General features: G+C 71.5%; 23 protein-coding genes and 1 tRNA gene. 4 read left to right on the forward strand and 20 right to left on the reverse strand.

Going from position 1 to position 25,865, the window contains the following annotated elements; translation table 11 throughout:
* The 18 genes from atpA to argS form a co-directional block, all read right to left on the reverse strand.
* Entirely contained in the window at positions 1-1,644 is a 1,644-nt protein-coding gene (gene atpA, locus IEZ24_RS10445) for a F0F1 ATP synthase subunit alpha (RefSeq protein ID WP_129453592.1), read from the reverse strand.
* A gap of 56 nt (positions 1,645-1,700) precedes the next feature.
* Positions 1,701-2,495 carry a F0F1 ATP synthase subunit delta gene (locus tag IEZ24_RS10450; RefSeq protein WP_224745146.1) on the reverse strand — a complete coding sequence of 265 codons (795 nt, stop codon included), beginning with the start codon at positions 2,493-2,495 and terminating at the stop codon, positions 1,701-1,703.
* On the reverse strand, positions 2,495-3,061 hold the full coding sequence (locus tag IEZ24_RS10455) for a F0F1 ATP synthase subunit B (protein ID WP_129453594.1): 567 nt from the start codon (positions 3,059-3,061) through the stop codon (positions 2,495-2,497). The genes IEZ24_RS10450 and IEZ24_RS10455 overlap by 1 nt, the downstream gene beginning before the upstream one ends.
* A gap of 41 nt (positions 3,062-3,102) precedes the next feature.
* Positions 3,103-3,312 (reverse strand): ATP synthase F0 subunit C, encoded by a 210-nt coding sequence (atpE, locus tag IEZ24_RS10460; RefSeq protein ID WP_030482691.1) that lies wholly within the window; start codon positions 3,310-3,312, stop codon positions 3,103-3,105.
* Between the two features lie 69 nt (positions 3,313-3,381).
* A complete protein-coding gene (gene atpB, locus IEZ24_RS10465) occupies positions 3,382-4,170 on the reverse strand; it encodes a F0F1 ATP synthase subunit A (RefSeq protein ID WP_242498383.1) in 789 nt (262 codons plus the stop codon).
* The gene (locus tag IEZ24_RS10470) at positions 4,167-4,445 is read right to left on the reverse strand and encodes an AtpZ/AtpI family protein (protein WP_129453687.1); all 279 of its coding nucleotides are present in this window, start codon (positions 4,443-4,445) and stop codon (positions 4,167-4,169) included. Before IEZ24_RS10470 ends, atpB begins: the two co-directional genes overlap by 4 nt.
* Before the next feature lie 29 nt (positions 4,446-4,474).
* Entirely contained in the window at positions 4,475-4,933 is a 459-nt protein-coding gene (locus IEZ24_RS10475; RefSeq protein WP_129453595.1) for a hypothetical protein, read from the reverse strand.
* Positions 4,934-5,044: 111 nt separating this feature from the next.
* A complete protein-coding gene (locus tag IEZ24_RS10480; RefSeq protein ID WP_129453596.1) occupies positions 5,045-6,283 on the reverse strand; it encodes an MraY family glycosyltransferase in 1,239 nt (412 codons plus the stop codon).
* Between the two features lie 6 nt (positions 6,284-6,289).
* Entirely contained in the window at positions 6,290-6,955 is a 666-nt protein-coding gene (locus tag IEZ24_RS10485; RefSeq protein WP_129453597.1) for an L-threonylcarbamoyladenylate synthase, read from the reverse strand.
* Positions 6,952-7,791 carry a peptide chain release factor N(5)-glutamine methyltransferase gene (gene prmC, locus IEZ24_RS10490; protein ID WP_129453598.1) on the reverse strand — a complete coding sequence of 280 codons (840 nt, stop codon included), beginning with the start codon at positions 7,789-7,791 and terminating at the stop codon, positions 6,952-6,954. The genes IEZ24_RS10485 and prmC overlap by 4 nt, the downstream gene beginning before the upstream one ends.
* 1 nt (position 7,792) lies before the next feature.
* Positions 7,793-8,866 carry a peptide chain release factor 1 gene (prfA, locus tag IEZ24_RS10495; RefSeq protein ID WP_129453599.1) on the reverse strand — a complete coding sequence of 358 codons (1,074 nt, stop codon included), beginning with the start codon at positions 8,864-8,866 and terminating at the stop codon, positions 7,793-7,795.
* A gap of 125 nt (positions 8,867-8,991) precedes the next feature.
* The gene (gene rpmE, locus IEZ24_RS10500) at positions 8,992-9,216 is read right to left on the reverse strand and encodes a 50S ribosomal protein L31 (protein WP_129453600.1); all 225 of its coding nucleotides are present in this window, start codon (positions 9,214-9,216) and stop codon (positions 8,992-8,994) included.
* Positions 9,217-9,370: 154 nt separating this feature from the next.
* Positions 9,371-11,230: a transcription termination factor Rho gene (gene rho, locus IEZ24_RS10505; protein ID WP_165355970.1), complete on the reverse strand. Its 1,860-nt coding sequence runs from the start codon at positions 11,228-11,230 to the stop codon at positions 9,371-9,373.
* A 222-nt stretch (positions 11,231-11,452) separates the two neighbouring features.
* Positions 11,453-12,349, reverse strand: coding sequence for a homoserine kinase (gene thrB, locus IEZ24_RS10510; protein WP_129453602.1), 897 nt, complete (start codon positions 12,347-12,349; stop codon positions 11,453-11,455).
* A 2-nt stretch (positions 12,350-12,351) separates the two neighbouring features.
* Positions 12,352-13,428 (reverse strand): threonine synthase, encoded by a 1,077-nt coding sequence (gene thrC, locus IEZ24_RS10515; protein ID WP_129453603.1) that lies wholly within the window; start codon positions 13,426-13,428, stop codon positions 12,352-12,354.
* A complete protein-coding gene (locus IEZ24_RS10520) occupies positions 13,425-14,729 on the reverse strand; it encodes a homoserine dehydrogenase (RefSeq protein ID WP_129453604.1) in 1,305 nt (434 codons plus the stop codon). The genes thrC and IEZ24_RS10520 overlap by 4 nt, the downstream gene beginning before the upstream one ends.
* Complete coding sequence (lysA, locus tag IEZ24_RS10525; protein ID WP_129453605.1) at positions 14,729-16,147, reverse strand: diaminopimelate decarboxylase; 1,419 nt, start codon at positions 16,145-16,147, stop codon at positions 14,729-14,731. Before lysA ends, IEZ24_RS10520 begins: the two co-directional genes overlap by 1 nt.
* A 6-nt stretch (positions 16,148-16,153) precedes the next feature.
* Positions 16,154-17,809, reverse strand: a complete 1,656-nt coding sequence (gene argS / locus IEZ24_RS10530; RefSeq protein WP_129453606.1) for an arginine--tRNA ligase — start codon at positions 17,807-17,809, stop codon at positions 16,154-16,156.
* A gap of 105 nt (positions 17,810-17,914) precedes the next feature.
* Between argS and IEZ24_RS10535 the strand changes: the two genes are divergently transcribed.
* The 3 genes from IEZ24_RS10535 (at position 17,915) to IEZ24_RS10545 (ending at position 20,202) form a co-directional block, all read left to right on the forward strand.
* Positions 17,915-18,412, forward strand: a complete 498-nt coding sequence (locus IEZ24_RS10535) for a thioesterase family protein (RefSeq protein WP_129453607.1) — start codon at positions 17,915-17,917, stop codon at positions 18,410-18,412.
* Positions 18,413-18,478: 66 nt separating this feature from the next.
* Positions 18,479-18,551 (forward strand) — tRNA-Arg (locus IEZ24_RS10540).
* 223 nt (positions 18,552-18,774) lie between these two features.
* A complete protein-coding gene (locus IEZ24_RS10545; protein ID WP_129453608.1) occupies positions 18,775-20,202 on the forward strand; it encodes a choice-of-anchor P family protein in 1,428 nt (475 codons plus the stop codon).
* A 57-nt stretch (positions 20,203-20,259) separates the two neighbouring features.
* Here the strand turns inward: IEZ24_RS10545 and IEZ24_RS10550 are convergent, their stop codons facing one another.
* Positions 20,260-21,189: an LCP family protein gene (locus IEZ24_RS10550; RefSeq protein ID WP_129453609.1), complete on the reverse strand. Its 930-nt coding sequence runs from the start codon at positions 21,187-21,189 to the stop codon at positions 20,260-20,262.
* Positions 21,189-21,803: a hypothetical protein gene (locus IEZ24_RS10555; RefSeq protein ID WP_129453610.1), complete on the reverse strand. Its 615-nt coding sequence runs from the start codon at positions 21,801-21,803 to the stop codon at positions 21,189-21,191. The genes IEZ24_RS10550 and IEZ24_RS10555 overlap by 1 nt, the downstream gene beginning before the upstream one ends.
* Before the next feature lie 216 nt (positions 21,804-22,019).
* On the opposite strand from IEZ24_RS10555, the gene IEZ24_RS10560 reads away from it, so the two are divergent.
* Entirely contained in the window at positions 22,020-25,862 is a 3,843-nt protein-coding gene (locus tag IEZ24_RS10560) for a multifunctional oxoglutarate decarboxylase/oxoglutarate dehydrogenase thiamine pyrophosphate-binding subunit/dihydrolipoyllysine-residue succinyltransferase subunit (protein ID WP_129453611.1), read from the forward strand.
* Positions 25,863-25,865 lie beyond the last annotated feature (3 nt).

A 25,865-nucleotide genomic window follows, 5' to 3' on the forward strand; every position in this document is an offset into this window, starting at 1 on the left:
TCAGCTCCGCTTCTGCTTGACGATCTGCTCCTGCTCGACGTCCTCGTCCTCGAGGGCGACGTGCTCTTCCTTGCCGGCCTTGATGCTCTGGCCGTCGGAAGTCTCGAACTGGTCGAGGAAGGAGTCGTAGGCCGAGGCGAGCTGGTCCTCGGTGGAGTCCTCGAACTTCAGGCTCTCGCGGATGCCGGCGAGGATGCCCTCGTGGCTACGACGCAGGAAGTCGAGGAACTCGTTCTCGAACCGCAGCACGTCGTCGGTCGGGACCTTGTCGAGCCGACCCGAGGTGCCCGTCCACAGCGAGACCGTCATCTCCTCGACCGGGTAGGGCGAGTACTGCGGCTGCTTGAGCAGCGCCATCAGGCGCTGACCGCGGTCGAGCTGCTGGCGGGACGCGGCGTCGAGGTCGGAGGCGAACATCGCGAACGCCTCCATGGCGCGGAACTGCGCCAGGTCGACCTTGAGCGATCCGGTGACGGCCTTCATCGCCTTGGTCATGGCCGAGCCACCCACGCGCGAGACCGAGACGCCCACGTCGATGGCGGGGCGCTGGTTGGCGGCGAACAGGTCGGACTGCAGGAAGATCTGGCCGTCGGTGATGGAGATGACGTTGGTCGGGATGAACGCCGAGACGTCGTTGGCCTTGGTCTCGATGATGGGCAGACCCGTCATCGAGCCCTTGCCCATCTCGTCGGAGAGCTTGGCGCAACGCTCGAGCAGCCGGCTGTGCAGGTAGAACACGTCGCCGGGGTAGGCCTCGCGGCCCGGCGGACGACGCAGCAGCAGCGACACGGCGCGGTAGGCCTCGGCCTGCTTGGTCAGGTCGTCGAACACGATCAGGACGTGCTTGCCCTCGTACATCCAGTGCTGGCCGATGGCCGAGCCGGTGTAGGGGGCGAGGTACTTGAAGCCGGCGGAGTCGGACGCGGGCGAGGCCACGATCGTGGTGTACTCGAGCGCGCCGGCCTCCTCCAGGGCGCCACGCACAGCGGCGATGGTCGAGCCCTTCTGACCGATCGCGACATAGATGCAGCGCACCTGCTTGTCGGGGTCACCGGACTCCCAGTTAGCCTTCTGGTTGATGATCGTGTCGATGGCGATCGTGGTCTTGCCGGTCGAGCGGTCACCGATGATCAGCTGGCGCTGACCGCGGCCGATGGGCGTCAGGGCGTCGATCGCCTTGATACCGGTCGCGAGGGGCTCGTGCACCGACTTGCGCACCATGACGCCCGGAGCCTGCAGCTCGAGCGCGCGACGGCCCTCGAGCGGGGTGATCTCGCCGAGGCCGTCGATCGCGGTGCCGAGCGGGTCGACCACGCGGCCGAGGTAGCCGTCGCCGACGGGGACCGAGAGGATCTCGCCCGTGCGACGCACGACCTGACCCTCCTCGATCTTGTCGAAGTCGCCCAGGACGACGACGCCGACCTCGCGGGTGTCGAGGTTCAGCGCGATGCCGAGCGTGCCGTCCTCGAACTCCAGCAGCTCGTTGGCCATCACGGAGGGCAGGCCGCTGACACGGGCGATGCCGTCCGCGGCCTCGGCCACGGTGCCGACCTCTTCCTTGCTGGCCGACTCGGGCTTGTAGTCCGACACGAAGCGCTGAAGAGCGTCGCGGATCTCGTCCGGACGGATGGACAGCTCCGTCATTTCATCTCACCTGTTCTCTGGGTCTGCTCGAAAAGTTCTTGGATGTCGGTCACGGGTCAGCCGGCGAGCTTGCGCCCGGCCTCGTCGAGGCGGGTCGAGACGGTTCCGTCGATGACGTCGTCGCCGATCTCGACGCGGATGCCACCGATGACGTCGCGGTCCACGATGACGTTGAGGTGCACCTCGCGACCATAGGTGCCTGCGAGGGCCGCGGCCAGCCGGTCACGCTCGGCCTGGGCGAGCGGCTGCGCGACGCGGACCGTCGCCACGCCCTGCCCACGGACCTCGGCGGCCACCTTCTGGTAGCTGGCGAGGGCCACCGTAACCGTGCGGTGGCTGCCCGAGAGCGACTGCTGCACGAGGGCGATGGTCGCTGGAAGGACCTTGTCGCCCAGCAGGCCGCTGATCAGGGCGGACTTGTCGTCGCGGCTGCGAGCAGGGTCGGAGAGCGCGTCGCGCAGCTCCGGGTTGGCCTGCACGAGCCGACCCACGGCGAAGATCTCGTCCTCGAGTCGGGCCACGTCGCTGCCGGTCGAGCGAACCGCTGCCACGACGCCCAGCTCCTCCAGGGCATCGGGCAGGTCGCGCCCGGCGCTCCAGCGCTGGGAGACAGCCGCGCTCACCACGTCGAGGGCCTCGGTCGAGACCTTCCCGGTGAGCACGCTGCGAAGCAGCTCCGCCTTGGCCGCGCCGGGGACCGACGCGTCCGTGGCGACGCGCCGCAGACCCGGCTCGGAGCGGACGAGGTCCGAGACTCCGAACAGGTCCTGAGCCACCCGGCCGAGGTCGCCGGAGGCCGGAAGGGCCTCGGCGGCTGCGGCGTAGGCGTCGGCAGACGCTCCTCGCATCATCAGTTGACGCTCCCCGAGGTCGAGCCCGTGCCGTTGTGCGCCTCGAGCTCGGTGAGGAAGCGGTCGACCACGCGGCTCTGGCGAGCCTCGTCGTCGAGGCTCTCGCCCACGATGCGGCCGGCCAGGCTGGTCGCCAGGGCGCCCACCTCGGCACGCAGCGAGGTGACCGCCTGCTGGCGCTCCGCCTCGATCTGCGTCTTGCCGTGCTCGACGATGCGGGTGGACTCGGCCTGGGCCTGCTCCCGCATCTCGGCGATGATCGCGGCACCCTGCTCGCGAGCCTCCTCACGGATGCGCGCGGCCTCGTGCCGGGCGTCGGCGAGCTGCTTCTCGAGCTCGGCGAGCTTGGCGTCGGCCTCGGCCTGCTTGGACTCGGCCGCGCTGAGGCCTCCCTCGATCGCCTGAGTGCGCTCCGCGAAGGTCTTCTCGAAGTTCGGTACGACGAACTTGCGCATGAGGACGAAGAGGATCGCGAAGACGATCAGGGCGAGGATGACCTCTGACCAGACCGGCAGCACCGGACTGTGGGTCTCGCCCTCCGCCGCCGCCAGGACGATGTGGTCCATGAGTCGAACTCCTACGGTCTAGAGCTGGGGTGCGACGGTCGTCAGAGAGGCAGGACGAACGCGAGCGCGACGGTGATGATGAAGAGCGCCTCGGCAAGAACGAAGCCAAGAATGGCGATCGACTGCAGACGGCTCTGGGCCTCGGGCTGGCGCGCGACACCGGAGATGAACGCGGCGAAGATCAGGCCGATACCGACACCGGGACCGATGGCGGACAGGCCGAGACCGACCAGGTTGATGGAGCCTTCCACGGCTTTTCCTTTCGTCGGCGACGCGTCTCTCGCGCCGCTGTTTGGCGAAACTTGTGGGGTTGTTGCGGATCAGTGCTCGTCGGCGAGTGCCTCGCCGATGTACATCGAGCTCAGGAGCGTGAAGACGTAGGCCTGCAGGAACATCACCAGCATCTCCAGGAAGCTCACGCCGATGCCGAGCCCGAAGGACAGCACGCCGACGGCGCCGTAGAGGACGTTGCCGCTGGCCAGGAGGGCCGCGCCACCGGTGGCGAACAGGATGAGCAGCAGGTGGCCGGCGAACATGTTGCCGAACAGACGGAGGGTGAGCGTGACCGGCCGGATGATGATGTTGGAGAAGAACTCCAGCGGCACGAGCAGCAGCAGGATCGGGCCCTTCACGCCGCCCGGCATCGTGGCGTGCTTGAGGTAGCCGAGCGGGCCGTGCTTCCAGATGCCGGCGCCGACGTAGATGCCCCAGCTCAGCAGCGCGAGCGGGACGATGAAGCCGATGCGCGAGAAGCTCGGGAACTGCAGGAACGGGATCACGCCGTAGTAGTTGTTCACCAGGATGAAGGTGAAGAGCGTGAAGAGGTAGGGCACGAACTTCATGTAGTGCTCGCTGCCGATGTTGTCGCGCGCCATGTTGTTGCGCACGAAGCCGTAGACCATCTCGCCGGCGTACTGCAGGCGGCCCGGCACCAGCGAGGCGCTGCGCGACGCGGCGTAGAAGAAGCCGAACACCAGGACCGCGGAGAGCACCAGGAGCACCATCGGCTTGGTGACGTCACCGAAGATCGGCGGCAGCTCGAAGCTCCCGGGGCCGGGGGCCGTGAAGCCCGAACCGCCCTCTGCCGCCACAGGCTGGGTGATGCTCACTCCGACTCCTCGCTGCTCGTCGTGTTGCTCGTCGTGTTGCTCGTGCTGCCGTCGTGTCCCTGCGCGGCATCTGTCTGCCGGCGGAGCGCCACGACCATCATGTAGGTGCCCAGACCACCGCCCAGCAGGACCCCCGCCGCCACCAGGAAGCGGGTGCCGAGCCACTGGTCCAGCAGCCACCCGACGAAGCCGTAGAACAGCACGCCGGCCACCAGGTAGCTCGGGGCACTGCTGCTGCGCGGGGGTTCGGAGGAAGTGGCGCTGGACTCGGCCATGGCGCTGCGGACTTTAGCAGTCGCGGTGGTCATGACTCACCCCCGGTCGGGAGGTCGAAGTAGGGGACGCGCTCGCGGGCGGTGAGCACCAGGTGAGCGGTGGTCCACACGAGCGTGGCGACCACCATCGAGGCGGCCAGCCAGCCGCGCGCCAGGTCGCCGGAGAACGCTCCTCCACGCGTGATCGCGAGGAACACCAGGAGCACGATCGCCAGCTGCGTGGCGTAGGTGACCAGCGCGACGAGCAGCGACGCCGCCGGCATCGCGCTGGCGACCACGTGGAGCGAGAAGGTCCCGAAGGACACGACCAGGGCGACCAGTCCGGCTCCGACCGCCGCGGCGGCCGCCGGCTCGGCGCCGTGCGCGACAGCGGCGGCACCGGCGAGCAGCGCGCCCGCGAGCACCGTGAGACCAGCCGCCCGGACGACGACCCGTACGCCCGGCGCGAGGCTGCTGCGACGGGGGGTCGCACTGCTCTCGGTCGTCATGGCGGCGGCCGTTTCTGTCGGGGTCTGGCGGGCCTGTCCGGGCCTTCGGGAAGGCCTCCGGAACTGCTCGTGAAAACTATCACAAAGTCCCGGAGCGCCCGCAAATCGGGGTCAGGGGACGCTCTCCCCCGGCTGCCGGGACGGCTCAGCGACGCCCGGAGCGGGGGGCTCGGCCAGGTCCTCGTCGTCGAGGCGACCCTCGACGGCGTCGTTCTGCGGCAGCCCGGTGTCGCCCAGGCCCGTCTTGCGCGGTCGGTGCACCTGCGGCAGCACGAACGTCATGGCGACGGTGAGGGCCAGCATCGTGCCGAGGCTCCACCAGACCCACCAGCGGTCGACCAGGCTCACGATCACCGCTCCCGCGGCGATGGTGGCCGCCCACATCCACATGATCAGCACCGCCCGGCGCTGGGAGTGGCCGATCTCGAGCAGGCGGTGGTGCAGGTGCTGCTTGTCCGCGCTCATCGGCGAGCGACCCGCCCGCGTGCGGCGTACGACGGCGAGCACGAGGTCGACCATCGGCACCATCAGCAGGGAGATCGGCAGGAGCACGGGCAGCACCGTCACGAACAGGCTGTTGCCCGTGGTGACCGGCATGCCGACGAACTGCCCGGTCAGCGTCAGCGCGCTCGCCGAGAGCACCAGCCCGATCAGCATCGACCCGGAGTCGCCCATGAACAGGCGGGCGGGGTGGAAGTTGTGCGGCAGGAACCCGGCGCAGGCCCCCGCCAGGGCCGCGCTGAGCAGCGCGCCCGTGGTGGCGAGGGTGAGGTTGTTCTGGGCGGAGACGAAGTAGCAGTAGAGGAAGAACGCCGCGGCGCCGATGCCGACCACGCCCGCGGCCAGCCCGTCGAGGCCGTCGACGAAGTTGACGGCGTTCATCGTCCCGATGACCACCACGAGGGTGAGCACCGCCCCCTGGACGTCGTCGAGCGAGAACTGGGTGCCGTCCGCGCCCGGGAAGTAGTAGAACCGCACCCCCAGTGCGACCAGGAGCCCGGCAGCCAGCACCTGTCCGCCGAGCTTGGTCAGGGCGTCGAGCTCGAAGATGTCGTCGATCACCCCGACGGCGCACACCAGCGCGCCGGCCATGAGCACCACGCCGGCGTCCTTGAACACGAAGCCCTCGCTGCGCAGGCCGAGGAAGGGCAGCTCCCGCGCCACGACGTACGCCGCGCACAGGCCGCCGAGCATCGCCAGGCCGCCGAGGTAGGGGATCGGCTCGGCGTGCACGTCGCGGTCACGCACCTGGGCGACGGCGCCGGTGCGCAGCGCGATCTCGCGGGCGACGACCGTGAGCAGGTAGGTGACCGACAGGGCCACCAGGAAGACGAGGAGGTACTCCCGCATCGCCGCCTAGCCCTGGTCTTCGAGCACGATGCCGTGCTCGGCGATGGCGGCGTTGAGGGTCTCGAGGGAGAGCGCGCCGAGCCGCAGGACGCGGCCCTCGGGGACGGTGACGTCGACGATGGTGGAGGCCTCGCCGCCGGGGGACGTGCCGCCGTCGACGATCACCGCGACGGCGTCGCCGAGCATCTCCTCGGCCTGGTCGGCGTCGGTCGCGGCGGGGCGCCCCGTGAGGTTGGCCGAGCTGACGGCCAGCGGACCGGTGCGCTCGAGCACGGCGAGGGCAACCTCGTCGTCGGGCATCCGCACCGCGACCGTGCCGCGGGTCTCGCCCAGGTCCCACATGAGGGAGGCCTGCTGGCGGCACACGAGGGTCAGCGGGCCGGGCCAGAACTGCTCGACGAGCGTACGGGCCCACGCCGGGACGCCCTCGGCGAGCGCGTCGAGCGTGGTCGCCGCCGACACGAGCACCGGCGGCGGCATCTCGCGGCCGCGGCCCTTGGCGTCGAGCAGCCGGCGCACGGCATCGTGGGAGAAGGCGTCGGCCGCGACGCCGTAGACGGTGTCGGTGGGGATGACCACCAGCTCACCGCGTCGTACGGCGCCGGCGGCGGCGGTCACCGCCGCCTCCCGCTCCTCCTCGGTCGAGGTCGCAAGCCTGTCCACGCCGCTCATCGTGCCAGCCTGGCGGTCACGTAGCGCGCCCGACCCGCGAGGTCGCGGTGGTCGGCCACGTCGAGCCACCGGCCGGCGGCGGCGAACACGGCCGGGGCCGACTCGCCCTGCACGTCGGCGTGCTCGGCACCGACCACTCCCCCGGGCCGCAGCAGCTGCGCCGCGCGGCGCTCGAGGACCCGCATCGCGTCGAGGCCGTCCTGGCCCGAGAAGAGGGCCAGGTGCGGGTCGTGGTCGCGGGCCTCCGCGGCCACGGACTCCCACGCCTCCAGCGGGATGTAGGGCGGGTTGCACACGACCACGTCGACCGTGCCGAGCAGGTCGTCGAAGGCCGTGGCCATGTCGCCGTGGCGCAGGTCGACACCGGTGCCGGACAGGTTGCGCTCCGCCCAGGCGTACGCCTGCTCGTCGAGCTCGACGGCGTGGACCTCTGCGTCGGGGACCTCGTCCTTGACGGCCGCAGCGACCGCGCCCGAGCCGGTGCAGAGGTCGACCACGACCGGTGCGGCGACGGCCTGCGCCTGCTCGATCGCCCAGCCGGCGAGCAGCTCGGTCTCGGGCCGGGGCACGAAGACACCGGGCCCCACGGCCAGCTCGACGTGGCGGAAGGCGGCGGTGCCGGTCAGGTGCTGGAGGGGCTCGCGGGCCGCTCGCCGGACCACCAGCGCGTCGTACGCCTCCTGCTCCCGCGCCGCCAGCGCGTCCACCAGCGGCAGCCGCCCCAGGGGGATGCCGAGGACGTGCGCGAGGAGCAGGTCGGCATCGCGCTCCGGCGAGGCCACGCTGGCCTCGCGGAGCCGCTGGGCCGCCGCGCGCCGGGCCGCGGTGGCGCGCACCTCAGGACTCCAGCGCCGCGAGCCGGGCCGCCATGTCGGTCTCCACGCAAGAGTCGAGCACCGGCTGGAGGTCGCCGTCGAGGACCTGGTCGAGGTTGTAGGACTTGTAGCCCGTGCGGTGGTCGGAGATCCGGTTCTCGGGGAAGTTGTAGGTGCGGATCCGCTCCGAGCGGTCGACGGTGCGCACCTGCGAGCGCCGGGCGTCGCTGGCCTCCGCGTCCGCGGCGTCCTGGGCGGCCTGGAGCAGCCGCGAGCGCAGGATCCGCATCGCGGACTCCTTGTTCTGCAGCTGGCTCTTCTCGTTCTGGCAGCTCGCCACGATGCCGGTGGGCAGGTGGGTGATGCGGACGGCCGAGTCGGTGGTGTTGACGCTCTGCCCACCGGGCCCGCTGGAGCGGTAGACGTCGATGCGCAGGTCGTTGTCGTCGATGGTCACGTCGACCGGCTCCGCCTCGGGCGACACGAGCACCCCGGCGGCCGAGGTGTGGACGCGGCCCTGCGACTCGGTGACCGGGACGCGCTGGACGCGGTGCACGCCGCCCTCGAACTTGAGCAGGGCGTACGGCGCCTGCCCGGGCTCGACCGTGCCGCGCGCCTTGACCGCGGCCGTGACCGACTTGTAGCCGCCGAGGTCGGACTCGGTGGCGTCGAGCACCTCCACGCTCCAGCCGCGGGTCTCGGCGTAGCGGGAGTACATCCGGAGCAGGTCGCCGGCGAACAGGGCCGACTCCTCGCCGCCCTCCCCGGACTTGATCTCCAGCAGGGCGTCCTTGCCGTCGGCGGCGTCGCGGGGCACCAGGAGCCGGCGCAGCCGCTCCCCCACCGCCTCGCGCCGGGCCGCGAGCTCCTCGGCCTCCCGGGCGAACGCGGGGTCCTCGGGGGCGAGCTCGCGCGCCGCCTCGGCGTCGTCACCGAGCTGGCGCCACTCCTGCCAGGTCGACACGACGGCGCTCAGCTCGGCGTACCGCTGGTTGAGCTGCTTGGCCAGGCGCTGGTCAGCGTGGGTCTCGGGCAGTGCCAGGCGCTGCTCGAGCTCGGCGTGCTCCTCGCGCATGCCCTCGACGGCCTCGAACATCGTGCTCCTGCTCCCTCATCGACCGGCTCGTGTGCCGGCTTCCCGTACGGACCCGGACGTCAGCCCGGACAGACGACAAGGCGCCGGCCACCCGCGGTGAGCGGGCGACCGGCGCCTGACGTGGACTACTTGCTCTCGGCAGCAGCCTTCTTGCCGTAGCGGGACTCGAAGCGGGCGACGCGGCCGCCGGTGTCGAGGATCTTCTGCTTGCCGGTGTAGAACGGGTGGCACTGCGAGCAGACATCGGCGTGGATCGAGCCGGAGGTCGCGGTGCTGCGGGTGGTGAACGACGCGCCGCAGGTGCAGGTCACCTGGGTCTCGACGTACTCGGGGTGGGTGTCCTTCTTCATGGTGTCCTCTCGAATTGCTCCGGGTCGCCCGCGTGGATCGCGTAGTGACGTGAACCGGAACCGACGCACAAGTGTGCCACCGGTGTGAACAACGGCGCCAATCCGGGGATTCCCGCCGCGGACGGCGGGAACCCGACGGTGGCCGGGCCGGCGGTCAGCGACCGCCGACGACCTTCGCCACGGCCTGCTGGGAGTCCGCGGCGGCGAGCTGCTTGCGGATGTCGCCGACGACGGCTCCCTCGGCGGGGGCCAGCAGCCTCTCCTCGTGGCGGGTGCCCGAGGCGGCGACGTCGACGGCCGGGACGATGCCCTTGGCCGCGCGCTCCGCGCTGAGCGCCAGCTCCCAGTTCTCGGTGCCGGCGATCTCCTCGAGGAAGAACTCGTCGGTCGCCGAGCCGGTGCCCACCGCGACCGTGGCCAGGACCGTCAGCGACCCCGCGTCCTCGATCTTGCGGGCGGCACCGAAGAACTCCTTGGTCGGGTGGACCGCGGACGCGTCCACGATGCCAGCCAGCACGCGACCGTTGGCCGGTGCGGCGAGGTTGTAGGCGCGACCGAGGCGGGTCAGCGAGTCGAGCAGCACGACGACGTCGTGGCCGAGCTCGACCAGGCGCTTGGCGCGCTCGATCGCGAGCTCCGCGACGAGGGTGTGGTCGGCGGGCTGCCGGTCGAAGGTCGAGGCGACGACCTCGCCCTTGACGGCGCGCTGGAAGTCGGTGACCTCCTCCGGACGCGCGTCGACCAGCACCACCATCACGTGGCACTCCGGGTTGTTGGTCGTCACCGCCTGGGCGATCGACTGCAGCAGCGACGTCGCGCCCGTACGCGGCGGCGTGAGGATCAGGCCGCGCTGACCCTTGCCGACGGGCGAGGCGATGTCGACGACCTTGCCGGTCAGGTTCGCGTCGTCGGTGGCCAGGCGCAGCCGCTGGTGCGGGTGGACCGGCACCGCGTCGGAGAACTCGGGGCGCTCCTTGGCGCTGTCGGCCTCGGTGCCGTTCACGCTGTCGATGCGGACCATCGGGTTGAACTTCTCGCGACGCTCGCCCTCGCGCGGCTGTCGGACCTGGCCGACCACCGCGTCGCCCCGGCGCAGGTGGTACTTCCGCACCATCGACAGCGACAGGTAGACGTCCTCCGGGCCGGGCAGGTAGCCCGACGTCCGCACGAACGCGCAGTTGTCCAGCACGTCGAGGATGCCGGCGGCCGGCACCAGCACGTCGTCCTCGAGGATCGTGGTGTCGGGCTCGTTGCGACCCCCCTGCCGCACGGTGGTCCGGTCGCGCCCGCGGCGGCGACGGTTGCGACGGCTGCCGCCCTCGCCGTCCTCGTCGTCGTCGAGCTGGTTCTGCTGCTGGTTCTGCTGCTGGTTCTGCTGCTGGTTCTGCTGGGCCTGCTGCTGGTTCTGCTGGTTCTGGCGCCCCTGCTGCTTGTCCTGCTGCTTGTCCTGCTGCTGGGACTGCTGCTTGTCCTGCTTGCCGTCCTTCGCGGACTGCTGGCCCTTCTGACCCTTCTGGTTCTTCTGGCCCTTCTGGTCCTGCTTCTGGTCCTGCTTCTGGTCCTGCTTCTGCCGGTCACCGGACTGGTCAGCCTGCTGCTGGTCCTGCTGCTGGCGGTCGCCGGACTGCTGGTCCTGCTGCTCGGCCTGCTGCTGCTCGGCCTGCTTCTGCTCGGCCTGCTCGGCCTGCTCGGCCTGGCGCTGCTTGCGCGTACGGGTCCGCACGGTCGTCTGGGGCGCGGGCTCCTGCGCGGGAGCCTGGCCGCCTGGCGGGGCCTCGGCCGTCTCGCGCTCGGGGGCCGCAGCGGGCGTCGTCTCGGCGGGCGTCGCCTCGGCGGGCCGTGAACCCGACTGGGTCGCCTTGATGGCGTCGACCAGCTGGGCCTTCTTCATCGAGCCTGCACCGGAGATGCCGAGGCCGACGGCCATCGACTTCAGGTCCGCCAGCAGCATCGAGCTGAGGCCGGCCGACCGGGCGGGGGCCTTCTTGGCAGGCTTCGAGGGGGTCTCGGTCACGTGGATCCTTCGCACGTCGCGTCGCCTGCGAGGCGGAGAACGGCCCGCGAGGCGGATGGTGGTCGCCCGAGCACGCAGTCCTCGCGGATGCCGGAGGACCGGGACGGGCAGGTACGCCGAACGGCGCGCGGTCAGGTTAGCAGGCACGTCGCCCTGCGGCAGCCAGCAGTGCCCAGCAGCCGACGCCCACATCGTCGCGCCGGCTCGCGCGGCCCGACCGGGTCAGGTGAGGCGCGCGCCCTCGACGTCCACGGACAGCTCGTAAGGGGTCCACCCCTGCGGGCAGCGGGCGAGCAGGTCCGCGGTGTCAGCCGACCCGAACGCCAGCACGGTGGGGCCGGCGCCGGACACGACGGCCGGCACGCCGTCGGCGCGCAGCGCGCGTACGAGCTCCAGGGTCCGCGGCATCGCGGGCTCGCGCTGGTCCTGGTGGAGCCAGTCGCGGGTCGCGGCGAGCAGGTGCTCCGGCTGCCCCGTGATCGCGGCGACCAGCAGCGCGGCGCGACCGGCGTTGGCGGCCGCATCGGCGTGCGGGACGACGCCGGGCAGCAGGCCGCGGGCCACGGCGGTCTCGACGCCGTCGGGCGGGACGAACACGACCGCGGTGATCCGGGGGTCGACGCCCGCGCGCACGGCGTACCAGCGGTCCGCCTCGCGACCGGAGATCACGAATCCGCCGTAGAACGCGGGAGCGACGTTGTCGGGGTGCCCCTCCAGGTCGGCCGCGAGGTCGAACAGCGCCTCGTCGGACGCGAGCAGCTGGCCGCCGGCGACGAGCCCTCGGGCGAGCACGACACCCGCGACGATCGCCGCCGAGGACGACCCGAGGCCGCGCGCGTGCGGGATGACGTTGCGGCACGACAGCCGCAGGCCCGGCGGCTGCTCCCCCATGAGGTCGAAGGCCGCGCGCATGGCGCGGACGACGAGGTGGGACTCGTCGCGGGGCACGCCGTCGGCGCCGGCCCCCGCCACGTCGACCACCAGCCCGTCGGGCAGCACCTCGGCCTCGAGCTCGTCGCGCAGCGACAGCGCCAGGCCGAGGGAGTCGAACCCCGGGCCGAGGTTGGCGGACGTGGCCGGGACGCTGACCCGGACGGGGCCGTCGACGAAGGTCGCCATGCTCAGGCGAGACCGGCGGCCGCTGCCGCGGCCGCCACGTCGGCGTCCACGACCGTGTCGACGACGTCGCCGTACGACTCCAGCGCGGTGGCGGTGTCCTTGAGCCCGTGACCGGTCACCGTGATCGCGACCGTCGCACCGGCGTAGCTCTCCCCCGCCGCGAGCTCCGACAGGAGGCCGGCGATCCCGGCGGCGGAGGCAGGCTCGACGAAGACGCCGTCGTTCCGGGCCAGCTCGGCCTGGGCGGCGAGGATCTGCGCGTCGCTCACCGCAGCGAACCGGCCGCCGGACTCGTGGGCGGCGGCCTCGGCGAGCTTCCACGAGGCGGGGTTGCCGATGCGGATGGCGGTCGCCTTGGTCTCGGGGTCCGGGAACGGCTCGCCGGTGACCAGTGGCGAGGCGCCCTCGGCCTGGAAGCCGCGCATGACGGGACGCTTGCTCGCCCGGCCGAGGTCGGCGTACTGCTCGTAGCCCATCCAGTAGGCCGAGATGTTGCCGGCGTTGCCCACCGGGAGCAGGTGGTAGTCGGGCGCGTCGCCGAGGAAGTCGCAGATCTCGAAGGCAGCGGTCTTCTGGCCCTGGAGGCGGACCGGGTTGACCGAGTTGACCAGCGCCACGGGGTAGTCCCAGGCCAGGCCCTTGGCCATCTGCAGGCAGTGGTCGAAGTTGCCGCGCACCATGATGATCTGGGCGCCGTGCACCACGGCCTGCGCCATCTTGCCGGCGGCGATCTTGCCCTCCGGCACGAGCACCAGCGGCTTGAGGCCAGCCTTCGCGGCGTACGCCGCCATCGACGCCGACGTGTTGCCGGTCGAGGCGCAGACGACGGCCTGCGCGCCCTCGTGCCTGGCGACCGAGATCGCGGTGGTCATGCCGCGGTCCTTGAAGGACCCGGTGGGGTTGTCGCCCTCGACCTTGAGCCACACCTGCCCGCCGGTGAGGGACGAGAGCCACTCCGAGTGGACGAGCGGCGTGCCGCCCTCGCGGAGCGTGACGGCCTCGAGGCCCTCGGGCAGGAGGTCGATGAGGTCGCGGTACTCCTCGATGAGGCCGCGCCACTGGTGGGTGGGGCTGCTCATTCGTCGCCACCCTCCACCCGCATCACCGAGGTGACCTCGCGGACGATGTCCATGCTGCGCAGCTGGTCGACCGTGGCGCTGAGCGCGGCGTCGGGGGCGGCGTGGGAGACGACGACGAGCTGGGCGTCGGCGCCGCGTCCCTCCTGGCGGACCGTCTGGATGGAGACGTCGTGGTCGGCGAACGCGTTGGCGACCGCCGCGAGCACGCCCGCCCGGTCGTCGACGTCGATCGCGACGTGGTAGCGGGTGCGGGTCTCCCCCATCGGCAGCACCGCGCGGTCGGCGTAGGCCGACTCACCCGCGCCGCGGGTGTCCGCCAGCCGGTTGCGGGCGACGGTCACGAGGTCGCCGAGCACGGCGCTCGCGGTCGGCGAGCCGCCGGCGCCCGGGCCGTAGAACATCAGCTGCCCGGCGGCCTCGGACTCGACGAACACGGCGTTGTAGGCCTCGCGCACGCTGGCGAGCGGGTGCGACCGCGGGATCATCGCGGGGTGCACCCGGGCGGCCACCTGGTCGCCCCGCAGCTCGCAGATCGCGAGCAGCTTGACGACCGAGCCCATGTCGCGGGCGCTCGCGACGTCGGCGGCCGTGACCTCGGAGATCCCCTCGCGGTAGACGTCGGAGGCGGTGACCCGCGAGTGGAAGGCCAGGCTGGCCAGGATCGCGGCCTTCGCCGCGGCGTCGAAGCCCTCGACGTCGGCGGTCGGGTCGGCCTCGGCGTAGCCGAGCTCCTGGGCCTCCTCGAGGGCCTCGGAGAAGCCCGCGCCCGAGGTGTCCATCTTGTCGAGGATGAAGTTGGTGGTGCCGTTGACGATGCCGAGCACCCGGGTGACCTTGTCGCCGGCGAGCGACTCGCGCAGCGGACGCAGGATCGGGATCGCACCGGCCACGGCCGCCTCGTAGTAGAGGTCGCGCTCAGCCTTGGCGGCCGCCTCGAAGAGCGTCGGTCCGTCCTCGGCGAGCAGGGCCTTGTTGGCCGTGACGACGCTCGCGCCGTTCTCCAGCGCGGAAAGGATCAGCGAGCGGGCCGGCTCGATGCCCCCGATCACCTCGACGACGAGGTCGACGTCGTCGCGGGCGACGAGCCCGTGGGCGTCGGTGGTGAGCAGTCCCTCGGGGACCTCGACGTCACGCGGGGCGTCGAGCCGGCGTACGGCGACCCCCACCAGCTCGACCGGCGCCCCGACACGGGCGGCGAGGTCGTCGCGCTGCTCGCCCAGCAGGCGCACGACCTGGGACCCGACGGCCCCGCAGCCGAGCACGGCCACGCCCAGTGGGCGCTGCTTGTCACCCGTAGTCATCAGAGAACACCCACATCGGTCGCGAACAGGTCGGCCTCAGTCTCTCGTCGCAGCACGGTGAAAGTCTTACCGTCCCGAACTCCGATCACCGGAGGACGCAGCGCGTGGTTGTAGTTGGAGGCCATGGATCTGCAGTAGGCGCCGGTGCCGGGCACGGCGACCAGGTCGCCGGGGCGTACGTCGCCGGGCAGGAACTCGTCCTTGACGACGATGTCCCCGGCCTCGCAGTGCTTGCCGACGACGCGGGCCAGCGCGGGCGCGGAGCCTGAGCGGCGGGAGGCGATCGTCGCGGAGTAGTCGGCGTCGTAGAGGGCGGTGCGGATGTTGTCGCTCATGCCGCCGTCGACCGAGACGTAGGTGCGGCGGGCGCCGCCGTCGAGCGCGACCTCCTTGACCGTGCCGACCTCGTAGACGGTGCACATCGACGGGCCGACGATCGCGCGGCCCGGCTCGATCGAGAGCCGCGGCTCGGCGACCCCGAGGGCACGGCACTCGTGCTCGACGATCTTGGTGATCTCGGTCGCGAGCTGCGCGGGGTCGGACGGGTCGTCCTGGGTGGTGTAGGCGATGCCGAACCCGCCGCCGAGGTCCATCTCGGGCATCTCGACGCCGACCTCCTCGCTCACGGTGGCGTGCAGCGCGAGCACCCGGCGGGCAGCGACCTCGAAGCCGGAGGTGTCGAAGATCTGGCTGCCGATGTGGGAGTGCAGACCGAGCAGGCGCAGCCCCGGCGCCTCGTGCACGCGGCGTACGGCGTCGAGCGCGTCGCCGCTGGCGATGGAGAAGCCGAACTTCTGGTCCTCGTGGGCGGTGGCGATGTACTCGTGGGTGTGCGCCTCGACGCCGGCGGTCACACGCACCATGACTCCGACCGTGCGACCCCGCTCGCTCGTGACCGACGCCAGCCGCTCGATCTCGTGGAAGGAGTCGACGATGACCCGGCCCACGCCCAGCTCGACGGCCCGCTCGAGCTCGGCGAGCGTCTTGTTGTTGCCGTGGAAGCCCACCCGCTCCATCGGGAAGCCGGCGCGCTCGGCGACGGCCAGCTCGCCGCCGGAGCACACGTCGAGCGAGAGGCCCTCCTCCGCCAGCCACCTCACGACGGTGGTGCAGAGGAACGCCTTGCCGGCGTAGTAGACGTCGTAGGCGGCGAAGGCGTCGCGGAAGGCGCGGGCGCGGCTGCGGAAGTCGGCCTCGTCGAGGACGTACGCCGGGGAGCCGTGCTCGCTCACCAGCTCGGGCAGCGGCACTCCCCCGACGCTCAGCACGCCGTCGGCCTTGGTGGCGGTCTGCGACCAGAGCGACGGCACCAGCGCGTCGGGGTCGCTCGGCTCACGCAGCCAGTGGGGACCACCGGGCCGGTTCGCCCGGAGCGCGCCGTCGGCGTGCGCCCAGCCGGAGGGGTGGGCGGTCGGCACGACCGATCACATCCTCTCGGGGGCGGAGACACCGAGCAGGTCGAGGCCGTTGGCGAGCACGACGCGCGTCGCGTCGACGAGCATGAGCCGGGCCCGGTGGAGGTCACCGGTCTCCTCGTCACCGCGCGGCAGCACCCGACAGCTGTCGTAGAACCGGTGGTAGGTGCCCGCGAGCTCCTCGAGGTAGCGCGCCACCCGGTGCGGCTCGCGGAGCTCGGCCGCGGCCTTGACGACGCGCGGGAACTCCGCCAACGCGCGCAGCAGCTCGCCCTCCTTCTCGTGGCTGAGCAGCTCGGGGTGCGACTGCGCCTCGACCCCGAGGTCGGCGGCGTTGCGCATCAGGCTCGCCACCCGCGCGTGGGCGTACTGCACGGTGAAGACCGGGTTGTCGTTGGTCGCCTTCGCCCAGAGGTCGAGATCGATGTCGATGGGCGAGTCCGAGTGGTAGCGGGCGAGGGCGTAGCGGCTGGCGTCCACGCCGATCGCGTCCACCAGGTCGTCGATGGTGACGACCGTGCCGGCGCGCTTGGACATCCGCATCGGCTCGCCGTCGCGGAGCAGGTTGACCATCTGCCCGATGAGGATCTCGAGGTTCTTCCCGGGCTCGTCGCCGAAGGCCGCGCACATGGCGTTCATCCGGCCGACGTAGCCGTGGTGGTCCGCCCCCAGCATGATGAAGCAGCGGTCGAAGCCGCGCTCGCGCTTGTCGAGGTAGTAGCCGAGGTCGCCGGAGATGTAGGCCGGGGTGCCGTTGGACCGGACGATCACGCGGTCCTTGTCGTCGCCGTACTGCTCGGTGCGCAGCCACAGGGCGCCGTCGGCCTCGTAGGTGTTGCCCATCTCGGTGAGGCGCTCGATGGCGCGACCGACCGCGCCGGAGTCGTGCAGGGACTTCTCGTGGAAGTAGACGTCGAAGTCGACCCCGAAGTCGTGCAGCGACTTCTTGATCTCGGCGAACATCATGTCCACGCCGACCTCGCGGAAGACCTCCTGGGCCTGCGCGTCGTCGAGGTCCTTGACGTCGGGGCGCTGCTCGACGACGGCCGCGGCGATGTCGTGGATGTACTGGCCGCCGTAGCCGTCCTCCGGTGCGGGCTCGCCCTTGGCGCTGGCGAGCAGCGAGGAGCTGAAGCGGTCGATCTGGGCGCCGTGGTCGTTGAAGTAGTACTCGCGCGTGACGTCGGCACCGGTCTTCTCGAAGATCCGGCCCAGCGCATCGCCCACCGCCGCCCAGCGCACCCCGCCGAGGTGGAGCGGCCCGGTCGGGTTGGCGGAGACGAACTCGAGGTTGATCTTCTCCCCCGCGAAGGCGTCGGAGGAGCCGTACGCCTCGCCCGCCGCGACGACGTCGGCCGCCACCTGGCCCTGGGCGCCGGCCTCGACCGTCACGTTGAGGAACCCGGGTCCGGCGACCTCGACCTCGGCGATGCCGTCGGCGGCGCGGAGCCGTTCGGCGACGAGGTCCGCGAAGGCGCGCGGGTTCGTGCCAGCCTTCTTGGCGAGCTGGAGCGCCACGTTGGTGGCGTAGTCGCCGTGCCCCTTCTGCCGGGGTCGCTCCACCGTGACCTGGGTCGGCACGCCGTCTGGCAGCGTGATCGCGCCGTCGGCCACGAGGGACGACAGCGCATCGACGATGGTCTCGGAGAGCTGCTCGGGGTTCACCGGGCAAGCCTATCGGCGGCGCCTGCCACCGACCGAACCGGTTTCACGCCCTGACCACCGCCCGGGCGCCGCCACGCCGGCGCGACCTGCCCTAGGGTCCTGCCTGTGACGACGCACCCGACCTACGACCAGCTCATCGACCTCCCGGCCTACGTCGAGCAGCCCGTGCCGATGCCCTTCGAGGACATTAACGGCCACCTCAACGTCCGCCACTACATCGGCATCGCGAGCGAGGGCCTCGACGAGTCCCTGGTCGAGGTGGGCATCCCGCAGATGTGGCCGCTCACCCACGGCCACGCCTGCTTCACCGCCGAGCACCACGTCACCTACCTCGCCGAGCTGCGCACCGGCGACACGATGTCGGCGCGCGTACGCCTCCTCGGCCGCTCCGAGCGCGCCGCGCACGTCCTCGTCTACCTGCTCGACGAGACCCACGAGCGGGTCGCGTGCGTGGTCGAGGAGATCTTCCTCCACATCGACCTCGAGACCCGCTTGACGGCCCCGTGGCCGGAGGAGGTGGCGAGCGCGCTCGACGCGCGGATCGCCGAGCACGACGCCCTGCCCTTCCCGGCCACGACCTCCGGCTCCCTCGCACTCCGCTAGGCGGTTTCACCGCCACGCAGCGGGGCGGGTAGTCTTCACCGCGCACCGGCCCCCGGGCCGGTGCGGGCCTCCGTAGCTCAGGGGATAGAGCACTGGTTTCCGGTACCAGGTGCCGCAGGTTCGAATCCTGCCGGAGGCGCCCACCAGCAAGGCCCGGACCCGCCCAGGTCCGGGCCTTCGTCGTCCCACCGTTCTCGTCGCGGTGGCGACTCCCGGGACGTCCTCCGGTGACCACCGTCACCAATCCGTGCCCCCCTCGTTGACGGGTCGAGGGAGTTACTGGTCGGTCACCTGGGCCCGGCCCAGTCGTGGGCTCCCCGAGACCCTGGGAGGGAAACGTGCAAGGACGGGTTGGAGATCGGGTGGAGGACCAGGTGCGCACCGGGTGGGCGCGCCGGCTCGTGGGCGCGGCCGGCGTCGGCCTGGCGGCCACGCTCGTGCTGTCCGCGGGGTCGGCGGCACCGGCGCGGGCGGGCGACGGCGCCGACGCCCGGGCCGGCGCGGCGGACGGGCTCACGAAGTTCGGCTACCGCGGCGACGTCTACGGCGTGAAGCTGGTGACCGACAGCGTCGAGGCGCTCAACCTCAAGGACGCCCACGCCCAGCAGCTCTGCACCCGCACGGCCGGCAAGGTCGTGCAGCAGCGGAGCGCGGTGTCGGTCCCGGACAACCCGCTGATCCGCGTCTCGGCCAGCACCAGCCGCACCGAGACGTACGTCGACGGCGCCACGCACGGCGTACGCGGGACCAACACGATCGGCGACATCAGCATCGGCGGCACCGTGGGATCCCTGACCACGCCGCGGCTGGTGATCACGGGCCTGCAGACCACCGCGCACGCGTTCAACACACCGCAGGGCTACGGCCACGACGAGAGCTTCACCTTCGCGAGCATCTCCCTCGAGCTGCTCGACAACACGGTCGTGCAGCAGCTGCCGCCCGAGCTCCAGCAGCTCCTGGCGCCGCTCGACCAGGTCAGCGACACGGTGTTCACGGGCACCCAGGAAGCCGCCCAGCAGGTCTTCCAGGTGCTGAGCGACGTGACGAAGCCGATCGTGATCCCGGGGCTCGGCTCGATCGCGCTCGGCTACGAGAACGGCCGGGCCAACAGCCACAACGCCCAGTCCCAGGCCTCGGCGCTGCGGATCGAGGTGACCGCGGGCGACCGTCGCCAGCTGGTCGAGCTCGGCACCGCCCGCGTCCGGATGGGCGGACCGGCCCCCGTCGGCGTGTTCCGGTCCGGTGGCACCGCCATGGACTACCAGGCGCTCCAGGGTGCGCTGAAGTTCGGCAACGTCCAGCACAAGGCACTCCCCTGCCAGGGCACGCGCGGGCGCACCCAGACCTACCAGGTCCCGCACGCCAGCCAGCTGGTGCCGGTGCCCGTGGTCCTCGACGGCGTGACCTACCAGGTCAACGGCGACCAGTTCCGCAGGAAGAAGGTCGCCAAGGGCTGGTCCCGCACCGCGATCCGGTCGGTGTCCATCCCCACTGCCCAGCTCGTCATCACCGACGTCAGCTCGCGCGCGGCGATGCGCCAGAAGACCGGCAAGGGGGTCCGGTCGAAGGTCTCGACCGCGATCGGCTCGATCACCGTCGGCGGGCAGCCGGTGGAGGTCCCTGTCCCCGGCGGCGTGGTGGAGCTGCCCAACGGCGTCGGTGAGATCCAGCGCCAGCTCGTCGACACCGGCTACCGCGGCTCGCAGGTGATCGGACTGCGGATCAAGCTCTACTCCGACGCGGTCGTGATCGACCTGGCCCGGACGGCCGGACGCATCTACCCGCACTGACCCGCACCCCGACCCGCACCCCGACCGACGGCGGGACGTCCACTCTCCTCAGCGGCCTCAGCAGCCGCGGAGGGTGGCGTCCTGCCGTGCCTCGCGGCCCAGTCGACGGGCCTGCGCGACGTCGGGGAACACCACGCTCGCCGCGCCCACGAAGCCGATCCGGCCCTGCACCACGCAGGTGGTGATGCGACGCGGGTCGACCTGGGCGACGGCCTGCGCGATCTCGAACAGCTCGGCCGGCGAGGCGTTGGTGTCGGTGTGCGCCATCACGGACATCACGCCGCGCTCGATGAAGCCGGGGCGGTCCGCCTGGCTGCGGATCCGGGCGTGGATGCCGCGCAGCGTGCGCTGCTGGTTGGCCGAGCGGGCGAAGTCGCCGCCGACGAGGCTCTTGCGGATCCGGGAGAAGGCCATGGCGTTGTAGCCGTCGAGGTGGATCCGTCCCTGGCGGAAGCCCTCCTTCTTGAGGTTCGGGTCCCAGAACCGGCGCGGGTTGGTGACGGTGATGCCGCCGATGTCGTCGACCATGTCCTCGAAGAACGGGAAGCGGGTCACCATGACGTAGTCGGGCTCGATGCCGACGAGGTTGCGCATGGCGCCGGCCATGCCGCGCGGGCCGGCGAAGTAGAGGGCGGAGTTGATCTTCTCCCGGCCGTGACCGGGGATGGCGACCCACGAGTCGCGGGGCACGCCGATCGCCGTGGCCGCGCCGGTCCGGGTGTTGATCCCGACCAGCTGGAGCGCGTCACCCCGGGCCCGGGTCATCGCCTGGCCCGGTCGCGCGTCCGAGCCGACCGCCAGGATCCACACGACGTCCTCGCCGCCGGTGGCCACCCCCTGGGCGTGCCGGATCTTCACCAGGGCGACGTCGGTCGGCTGGACCGCCGACTGCGGCACGACGAGGGCGGTCACGCCGAGGACGGTGGCGAGCACGGTCGCCCTGCCCCAGCGGCGGGCGCGGCGTACGCGGCCTGCGAGACGGTGCATCACCGGGCTCCCTTCGCGAGGTCGTAGCCGAAGATCCGCCACGCTCCGCGCTTGCGGGTCAGGAAGAGCCGCCCGCGTACGGTCGTGGTGCCGGTCTTCGAGCCGGTCGTGTCGAACCTGAGCAGGACGTGGGCGGTCACCGTCCGGGCCTGCCCGCCCGTCGCGATGATGTCGACCACGACCGAGCGCTTGCGCGCCGTGACCGAGTCGATGCGGGGGCCGCCGGTCCGGTTGGTGAGCAGCGCCTTGTCGCCGCGCGCCCTCGCCTCCGCCGCGTCGGTGAAGCCCGGGAAGGCGGACGGGAAGCTGCTGCGCGGGTACGCCCCGCCGAGGTAGGCCGCCTCCCACCACCGGTCCACGACGGCGCCGACCTGCTTGCGCACGGCCTTGCGGCGGGCGTCGGGCAGCCGGCCGAAGACGCGGTGGATCGTGGTCCTCGTCGGCACCGGGTGCGAGGCCAGCGTCACCCGCGCGTCGTCCCGGCTGAGCCGCTCCGGCGACGCGGACGGCTCCGCGGTGGACTGGCACGCGGTCGAGAACGAGACGAGCAGGACGAGCAGGGGGGCGACGACGCGGCGGGCCCACGGGGTGCGGCCCGGTGAGGGGCTTGGCATGACGACTCCAGGCAGTGCAGGTGGCCGGGGGCGGCCGGGGAATGGCTCTCGGGTGGCACGGGGGCCGAGGTGAGGTGACGGTGTGGGCCACACCATGCCTCAAAGGACGAGCCCGCCCCTGCATTTGCGTGCGTGTGGGACTAGCCTTGTGGGCGCCCTTGACTGGGCACAGTTGTCAAAACCTTGCGCGATGATCCTGGAAGAGGCGAAACAAGCGTGGCGCAGTCCCCGAACGGGCAGTCCGGCAACCAGTCCTCGGTTGCACCGTCATCTGATCTGGGAGCCAACGAGTGGCTCGTGGAGGAGATGAAGGAGCAGTACGACAAGGACCCCGCGAGCGTGGGTCCGGAGTGGGCGAAGTACTTCGGCAACGGGAGCGGCGCGACGGCCGCGAGCGCCCCCGCGAAGCAGCAGGCCGCCCAGCAGTCGACCCAGCAGGCGACCCAGCAGTCGACCCAGCAGGCGAAGGAGCCCGCCAGGGCCGCCGCCCCGGCCGCCAAGGCCGCCGAGAAGCCCGCCGCCGAGAAGCCCGCGTCGGAGAAGCCCGCCGCTGAGAAGCCCGCCTCCACGTCCGCCCCGAAGTCGACGCCCCGCCCCGCGGCCGCCGCCGACGAGCCCGCCAAGGGCACCAGCACGCCGGTCGCCAAGGACCCCAAGCCCGCAGCCCCGACCCCCGCGAGCGACGAGCCGACCTACACCGTCCTGCGCGGCGCCCCGGCGCGTACGGCCGCCAACATGGACGCCTCTCTCTCCGTGCCCACCGCGACCTCGGTCCGCTCGGTGCCGGTCAAGCTGCTGTGGGACAACCGCACCGTCATCAACAACCACCTCGCCCGCGCCCGCGGCGGCAAGGTCTCCTTCACCCACCTGATCGGCTACGCGCTGGTCAAGGCGCTGCGCTCGATGCCGGAGATGAACGTCGGCTACGAGGTCGTCGACGGCAAGCCCAACCTGATCACGCCGTCGCACATCAACCTCGGCCTCGCGATCGACATGCAGAAGCCCGACGGCACCCGCCAGCTGCTCGTCCCGAGCATCAAGGGCGCCGAGGCGATGGACTTCGCCGCCTTCTGGACGGCCTACGAGGACATGGTGCGCAAGGCGCGCGACGGCAAGCTCACCGTCGCCGACTTCCAGGGCACGACGATCTCGCTGACCAACCCCGGCGGCATCGGCACCGTGCACTCCGTGCCGCGGCTGATGGCCGGACAGGGCGCCATCATCGGCGTGGGCGCGATGGAGTACCCCCCGGAGTGGCAGGGCGCCTCCGAGGAGGCGATCAACCGCAACGCCATCAGCAAGGCGATGACGCTCACCTCGACCTACGACCACCGCGTCATCCAGGGCGCGCAGTCGGGCGAGTTCCTCAAGCGCGTGCACGGCCTGCTGCTCGGCGAGAACGACTTCTACGACGAGATCTTCCGCTCGCTGCGCATCCCCTACGAGCCGATCCGCTGGGCGCGCGACGTGGTCGCCAGCCACGACGACGACATCGTCAAGCAGGCCCGGATCCTCGAGCTGATCCACGCCTACCGGGTCCGCGGCCACCTGATGGCCGACACCGACCCCCTCGAGTACCGCCAGCGCAGCCACCCCGACCTCGAGGTGGAGTCGCACGGGCTGACCCTGTGGGACCTCGACCGCGAGTTCGCGACCGGGTCGTTCGGGGGCGAGGGACGCCGCTTCATGAAGCTGCGCAACATCCTCGGCATCCTGCGTGACTCCTACTGCCGCACCACGGGCATCGAGTACATGCACATCATGGATCCCGAGCAGCGCAAGTGGATCCAGGAGCGCGTCGAGCAGCCGCACGTCAAGCCGCCCCGCGAGGAGCAGCTGCGCATCCTGCTCAAGCTCAACCAGGCCGAGGCGTTCGAGACGTTCCTCCAGACGAAGTTCGTCGGGCAGAAGCGCTTCAGCCTCGAGGGCGGCGAGACGACGATCCCGCTGATCGACGAGATCTGCGAGGCCGCCGCCGAGGCCGGGCTCGACGAGGTCACCATGGGCATGGCCCACCGGGGCCGCCTCAACGTGCTGGCCAACATCGTCGGCAAGAAGTACAGCCAGATCTTCCGCGAGTTCGAGGGCAACATCGACCCGCGCACGGTCCAGGGCTCCGGCGACGTGAAGTACCACCTCGGCGCCGAGGGCGAGTTCATCGCCGGCTCGGGCGACCGGATCAAGGTCTCTGTCGCGGCCAACCCCTCGCACCTCGAGGCGGTCAACCCGGTCCTCGAGGGCATCGCCCGCGCCAAGCAGGACATCCTCGACCAGGGCGAGAAGTTCCCGGTCCTGCCGCTGCTGGTGCACGGCGACGCCGCGTTCGCCGGCCAGGGAGTGGTCGCCGAGACGCTGAACCTGTCCCAGCTGCGCGGCTACCGCACCGGCGGCACCGTGCACCTGGTCATCAACAACCAGGTCGGCTTCACCACCGCCCCCGGCTCGTCGCGCTCCTCCCTCTACGCCACCGACGTGGCGCGGATGGTGCAGGCGCCGATCTTCCACGTCAACGGCGACGACCCGGAGGCCTGCATCCGGGTGGCGCGGCTGGCGTTCGACTACCGCCAGGCGTTCAACAAGGACGTCGTCATCGACCTCGTCTGCTACCGCCGACGGGGCCACAACGAGGGCGACGACCCGTCCTACACGCAGCCGCTGATGTACGACCTGATCGAGCAGAAGCGCTCGGTGCGCAAGCTCTACACCGAGTCCCTCATCGGCCGTGGCGACATCACGGTCGAGGAGGCCGAGCAGGTCCTCAAGGACTACCAGCAGCAGCTCGAGCGGGTCTTCACCGAGGTCCGCGAGGCCAGCTCGGAGGCGCCCACGGAGTGGACGACCGTCCCGGACTACCCGGACAAGCCGGCCGGCGAGTTCTCGACCGCGGTGAGCCCCGAGGTGCTGAAGCGGATCGCCGACAGCTACGTCACGCCGCCGGAGGACTTCACGGTCCACCCCAAGGTCATGCCGCAGCTGCAGCGCCGGTCCGCCGCGATCACCGAGGGACCGATCGACTGGGGCACCGGCGAGATCCTCGCCTTCGGCTCGTTGCTGATGGACGGGCGCCCGGTGCGCCTGGCCGGCCAGGACTCGCGGCGCGGCACCTTCGTGCAGCGGTTCGCCACGATCATCGACCGCACCAACGCCGACGAGTGGACCCCGCTGACCAACCTCACCGAGGACCAGGCGAAGTTCCACGTCTACGACTCGCTGCTCTCCGAGTACGCCGCGCTGGGCTTCGAGTACGGCTACTCCGTCGCGCGACCGGAGGCCCTGGTCCTCTGGGAGGCCCAGTTCGGTGACTTCGTCAACGGCGCGCAGACCGTCATCGACGAGTTCATCTCCGCCGGCGAGACCAAGTGGCGCCAGCAGTCCGGCGTCGTCCTGCTGCTCCCCCACGGCTACGAGGGCCAGGGCCCCGACCACTCGTCGGCGCGCATCGAGCGCTTCCTGACGATGTGCGCCGAGAACGCCATGGTGGTCGCGCAGCCCTCGACGCCCGCGTCCTACTTCCACCTGCTGCGGCGCCACTCGCTCGGCGAGGAGCACCGTCCGCTGATCGTCTTCACCCCGAAGTCGATGCTCAAGCGCAAGGAGGCCGCCTCGCAGCCGGCCGACTTCGTCGGCGACACCACCTTCCGTCCGTTCATCGGCGACGACGCGGCCGACCGCGACAAGGTGGAGACGCTGATCATGTGCTCGGGCCGGGTCACGTGGGACCTCATGGTCGAGCGCGGCAAGCGCGAGAACGGCGACGCCTTCGCGATCGGTCGCGTGGAGCGCCTCTACCCGAACCCGGTCGAGGAGATCAAGGCCGAGGTCGCCAAGTACCCCAACCTCAAGGCGATCCGCTGGGTGCAGGACGAGCCCCGCAACATGGGCCCGTGGCCGCACTACCAGCTCAACGTGTGGCCGCAGCTCGACCTGGTGGTCGAGCCGATCACCCGCACCGCCTCGGCCTCGCCGTCGGTCGGCACGATCAAGCGCCACGTCGAGGAGCAGAAGGCCCTGCTCGACGCGGCCTTCGAGTCGCCCCGCGGCCGCGGCACCGACTACTGATAC

The sequence above is a fragment of the Nocardioides ganghwensis genome, from assembly GCF_014779655.1.
In the GTDB taxonomy this organism is placed as follows: Bacteria; Actinomycetota; Actinomycetes; order Propionibacteriales; family Nocardioidaceae; genus Nocardioides; species Nocardioides ganghwensis.

Bases quoted from the DNA above. Each gene is read 5' to 3' on its own strand.
- atpA (WP_129453592.1), bottom strand. From the start codon at position 1,644: ATGACGGAGCTGTCCATCCGTCCGGACGAGATCCGCGACGCTCTTCAG.
- IEZ24_RS10450 (WP_224745146.1), bottom strand. From the start codon at position 2,495: ATGATGCGAGGAGCGTCTGCCGACGCCTACGCCGCAGCCGCCGAGGCC.
- IEZ24_RS10455 (WP_129453594.1), bottom strand. From the start codon at position 3,061: ATGGACCACATCGTCCTGGCGGCGGCGGAGGGCGAGACCCACAGTCCG.
- IEZ24_RS10470 (WP_129453687.1), bottom strand. From the start codon at position 4,445: ATGGCCGAGTCCAGCGCCACTTCCTCCGAACCCCCGCGCAGCAGCAGT.
- IEZ24_RS10475 (WP_129453595.1), bottom strand. From the start codon at position 4,933: ATGACGACCGAGAGCAGTGCGACCCCCCGTCGCAGCAGCCTCGCGCCG.
- IEZ24_RS10480 (WP_129453596.1), bottom strand. From the start codon at position 6,283: ATGCGGGAGTACCTCCTCGTCTTCCTGGTGGCCCTGTCGGTCACCTAC.
- IEZ24_RS10485 (WP_129453597.1), bottom strand. From the start codon at position 6,955: ATGAGCGGCGTGGACAGGCTTGCGACCTCGACCGAGGAGGAGCGGGAG.
- prfA (WP_129453599.1), bottom strand. From the start codon at position 8,866: ATGTTCGAGGCCGTCGAGGGCATGCGCGAGGAGCACGCCGAGCTCGAG.
- rpmE (WP_129453600.1), bottom strand. From the start codon at position 9,216: ATGAAGAAGGACACCCACCCCGAGTACGTCGAGACCCAGGTGACCTGC.
- thrB (WP_129453602.1), bottom strand. From the start codon at position 12,349: ATGGCGACCTTCGTCGACGGCCCCGTCCGGGTCAGCGTCCCGGCCACG.
- thrC (WP_129453603.1), bottom strand. From the start codon at position 13,428: ATGAGCAGCCCCACCCACCAGTGGCGCGGCCTCATCGAGGAGTACCGC.
- IEZ24_RS10520 (WP_129453604.1), bottom strand. From the start codon at position 14,729: ATGACTACGGGTGACAAGCAGCGCCCACTGGGCGTGGCCGTGCTCGGC.
- IEZ24_RS10550 (WP_129453609.1), bottom strand. From the start codon at position 21,189: ATGCACCGTCTCGCAGGCCGCGTACGCCGCGCCCGCCGCTGGGGCAGG.
- IEZ24_RS10555 (WP_129453610.1), bottom strand. From the start codon at position 21,803: ATGCCAAGCCCCTCACCGGGCCGCACCCCGTGGGCCCGCCGCGTCGTC.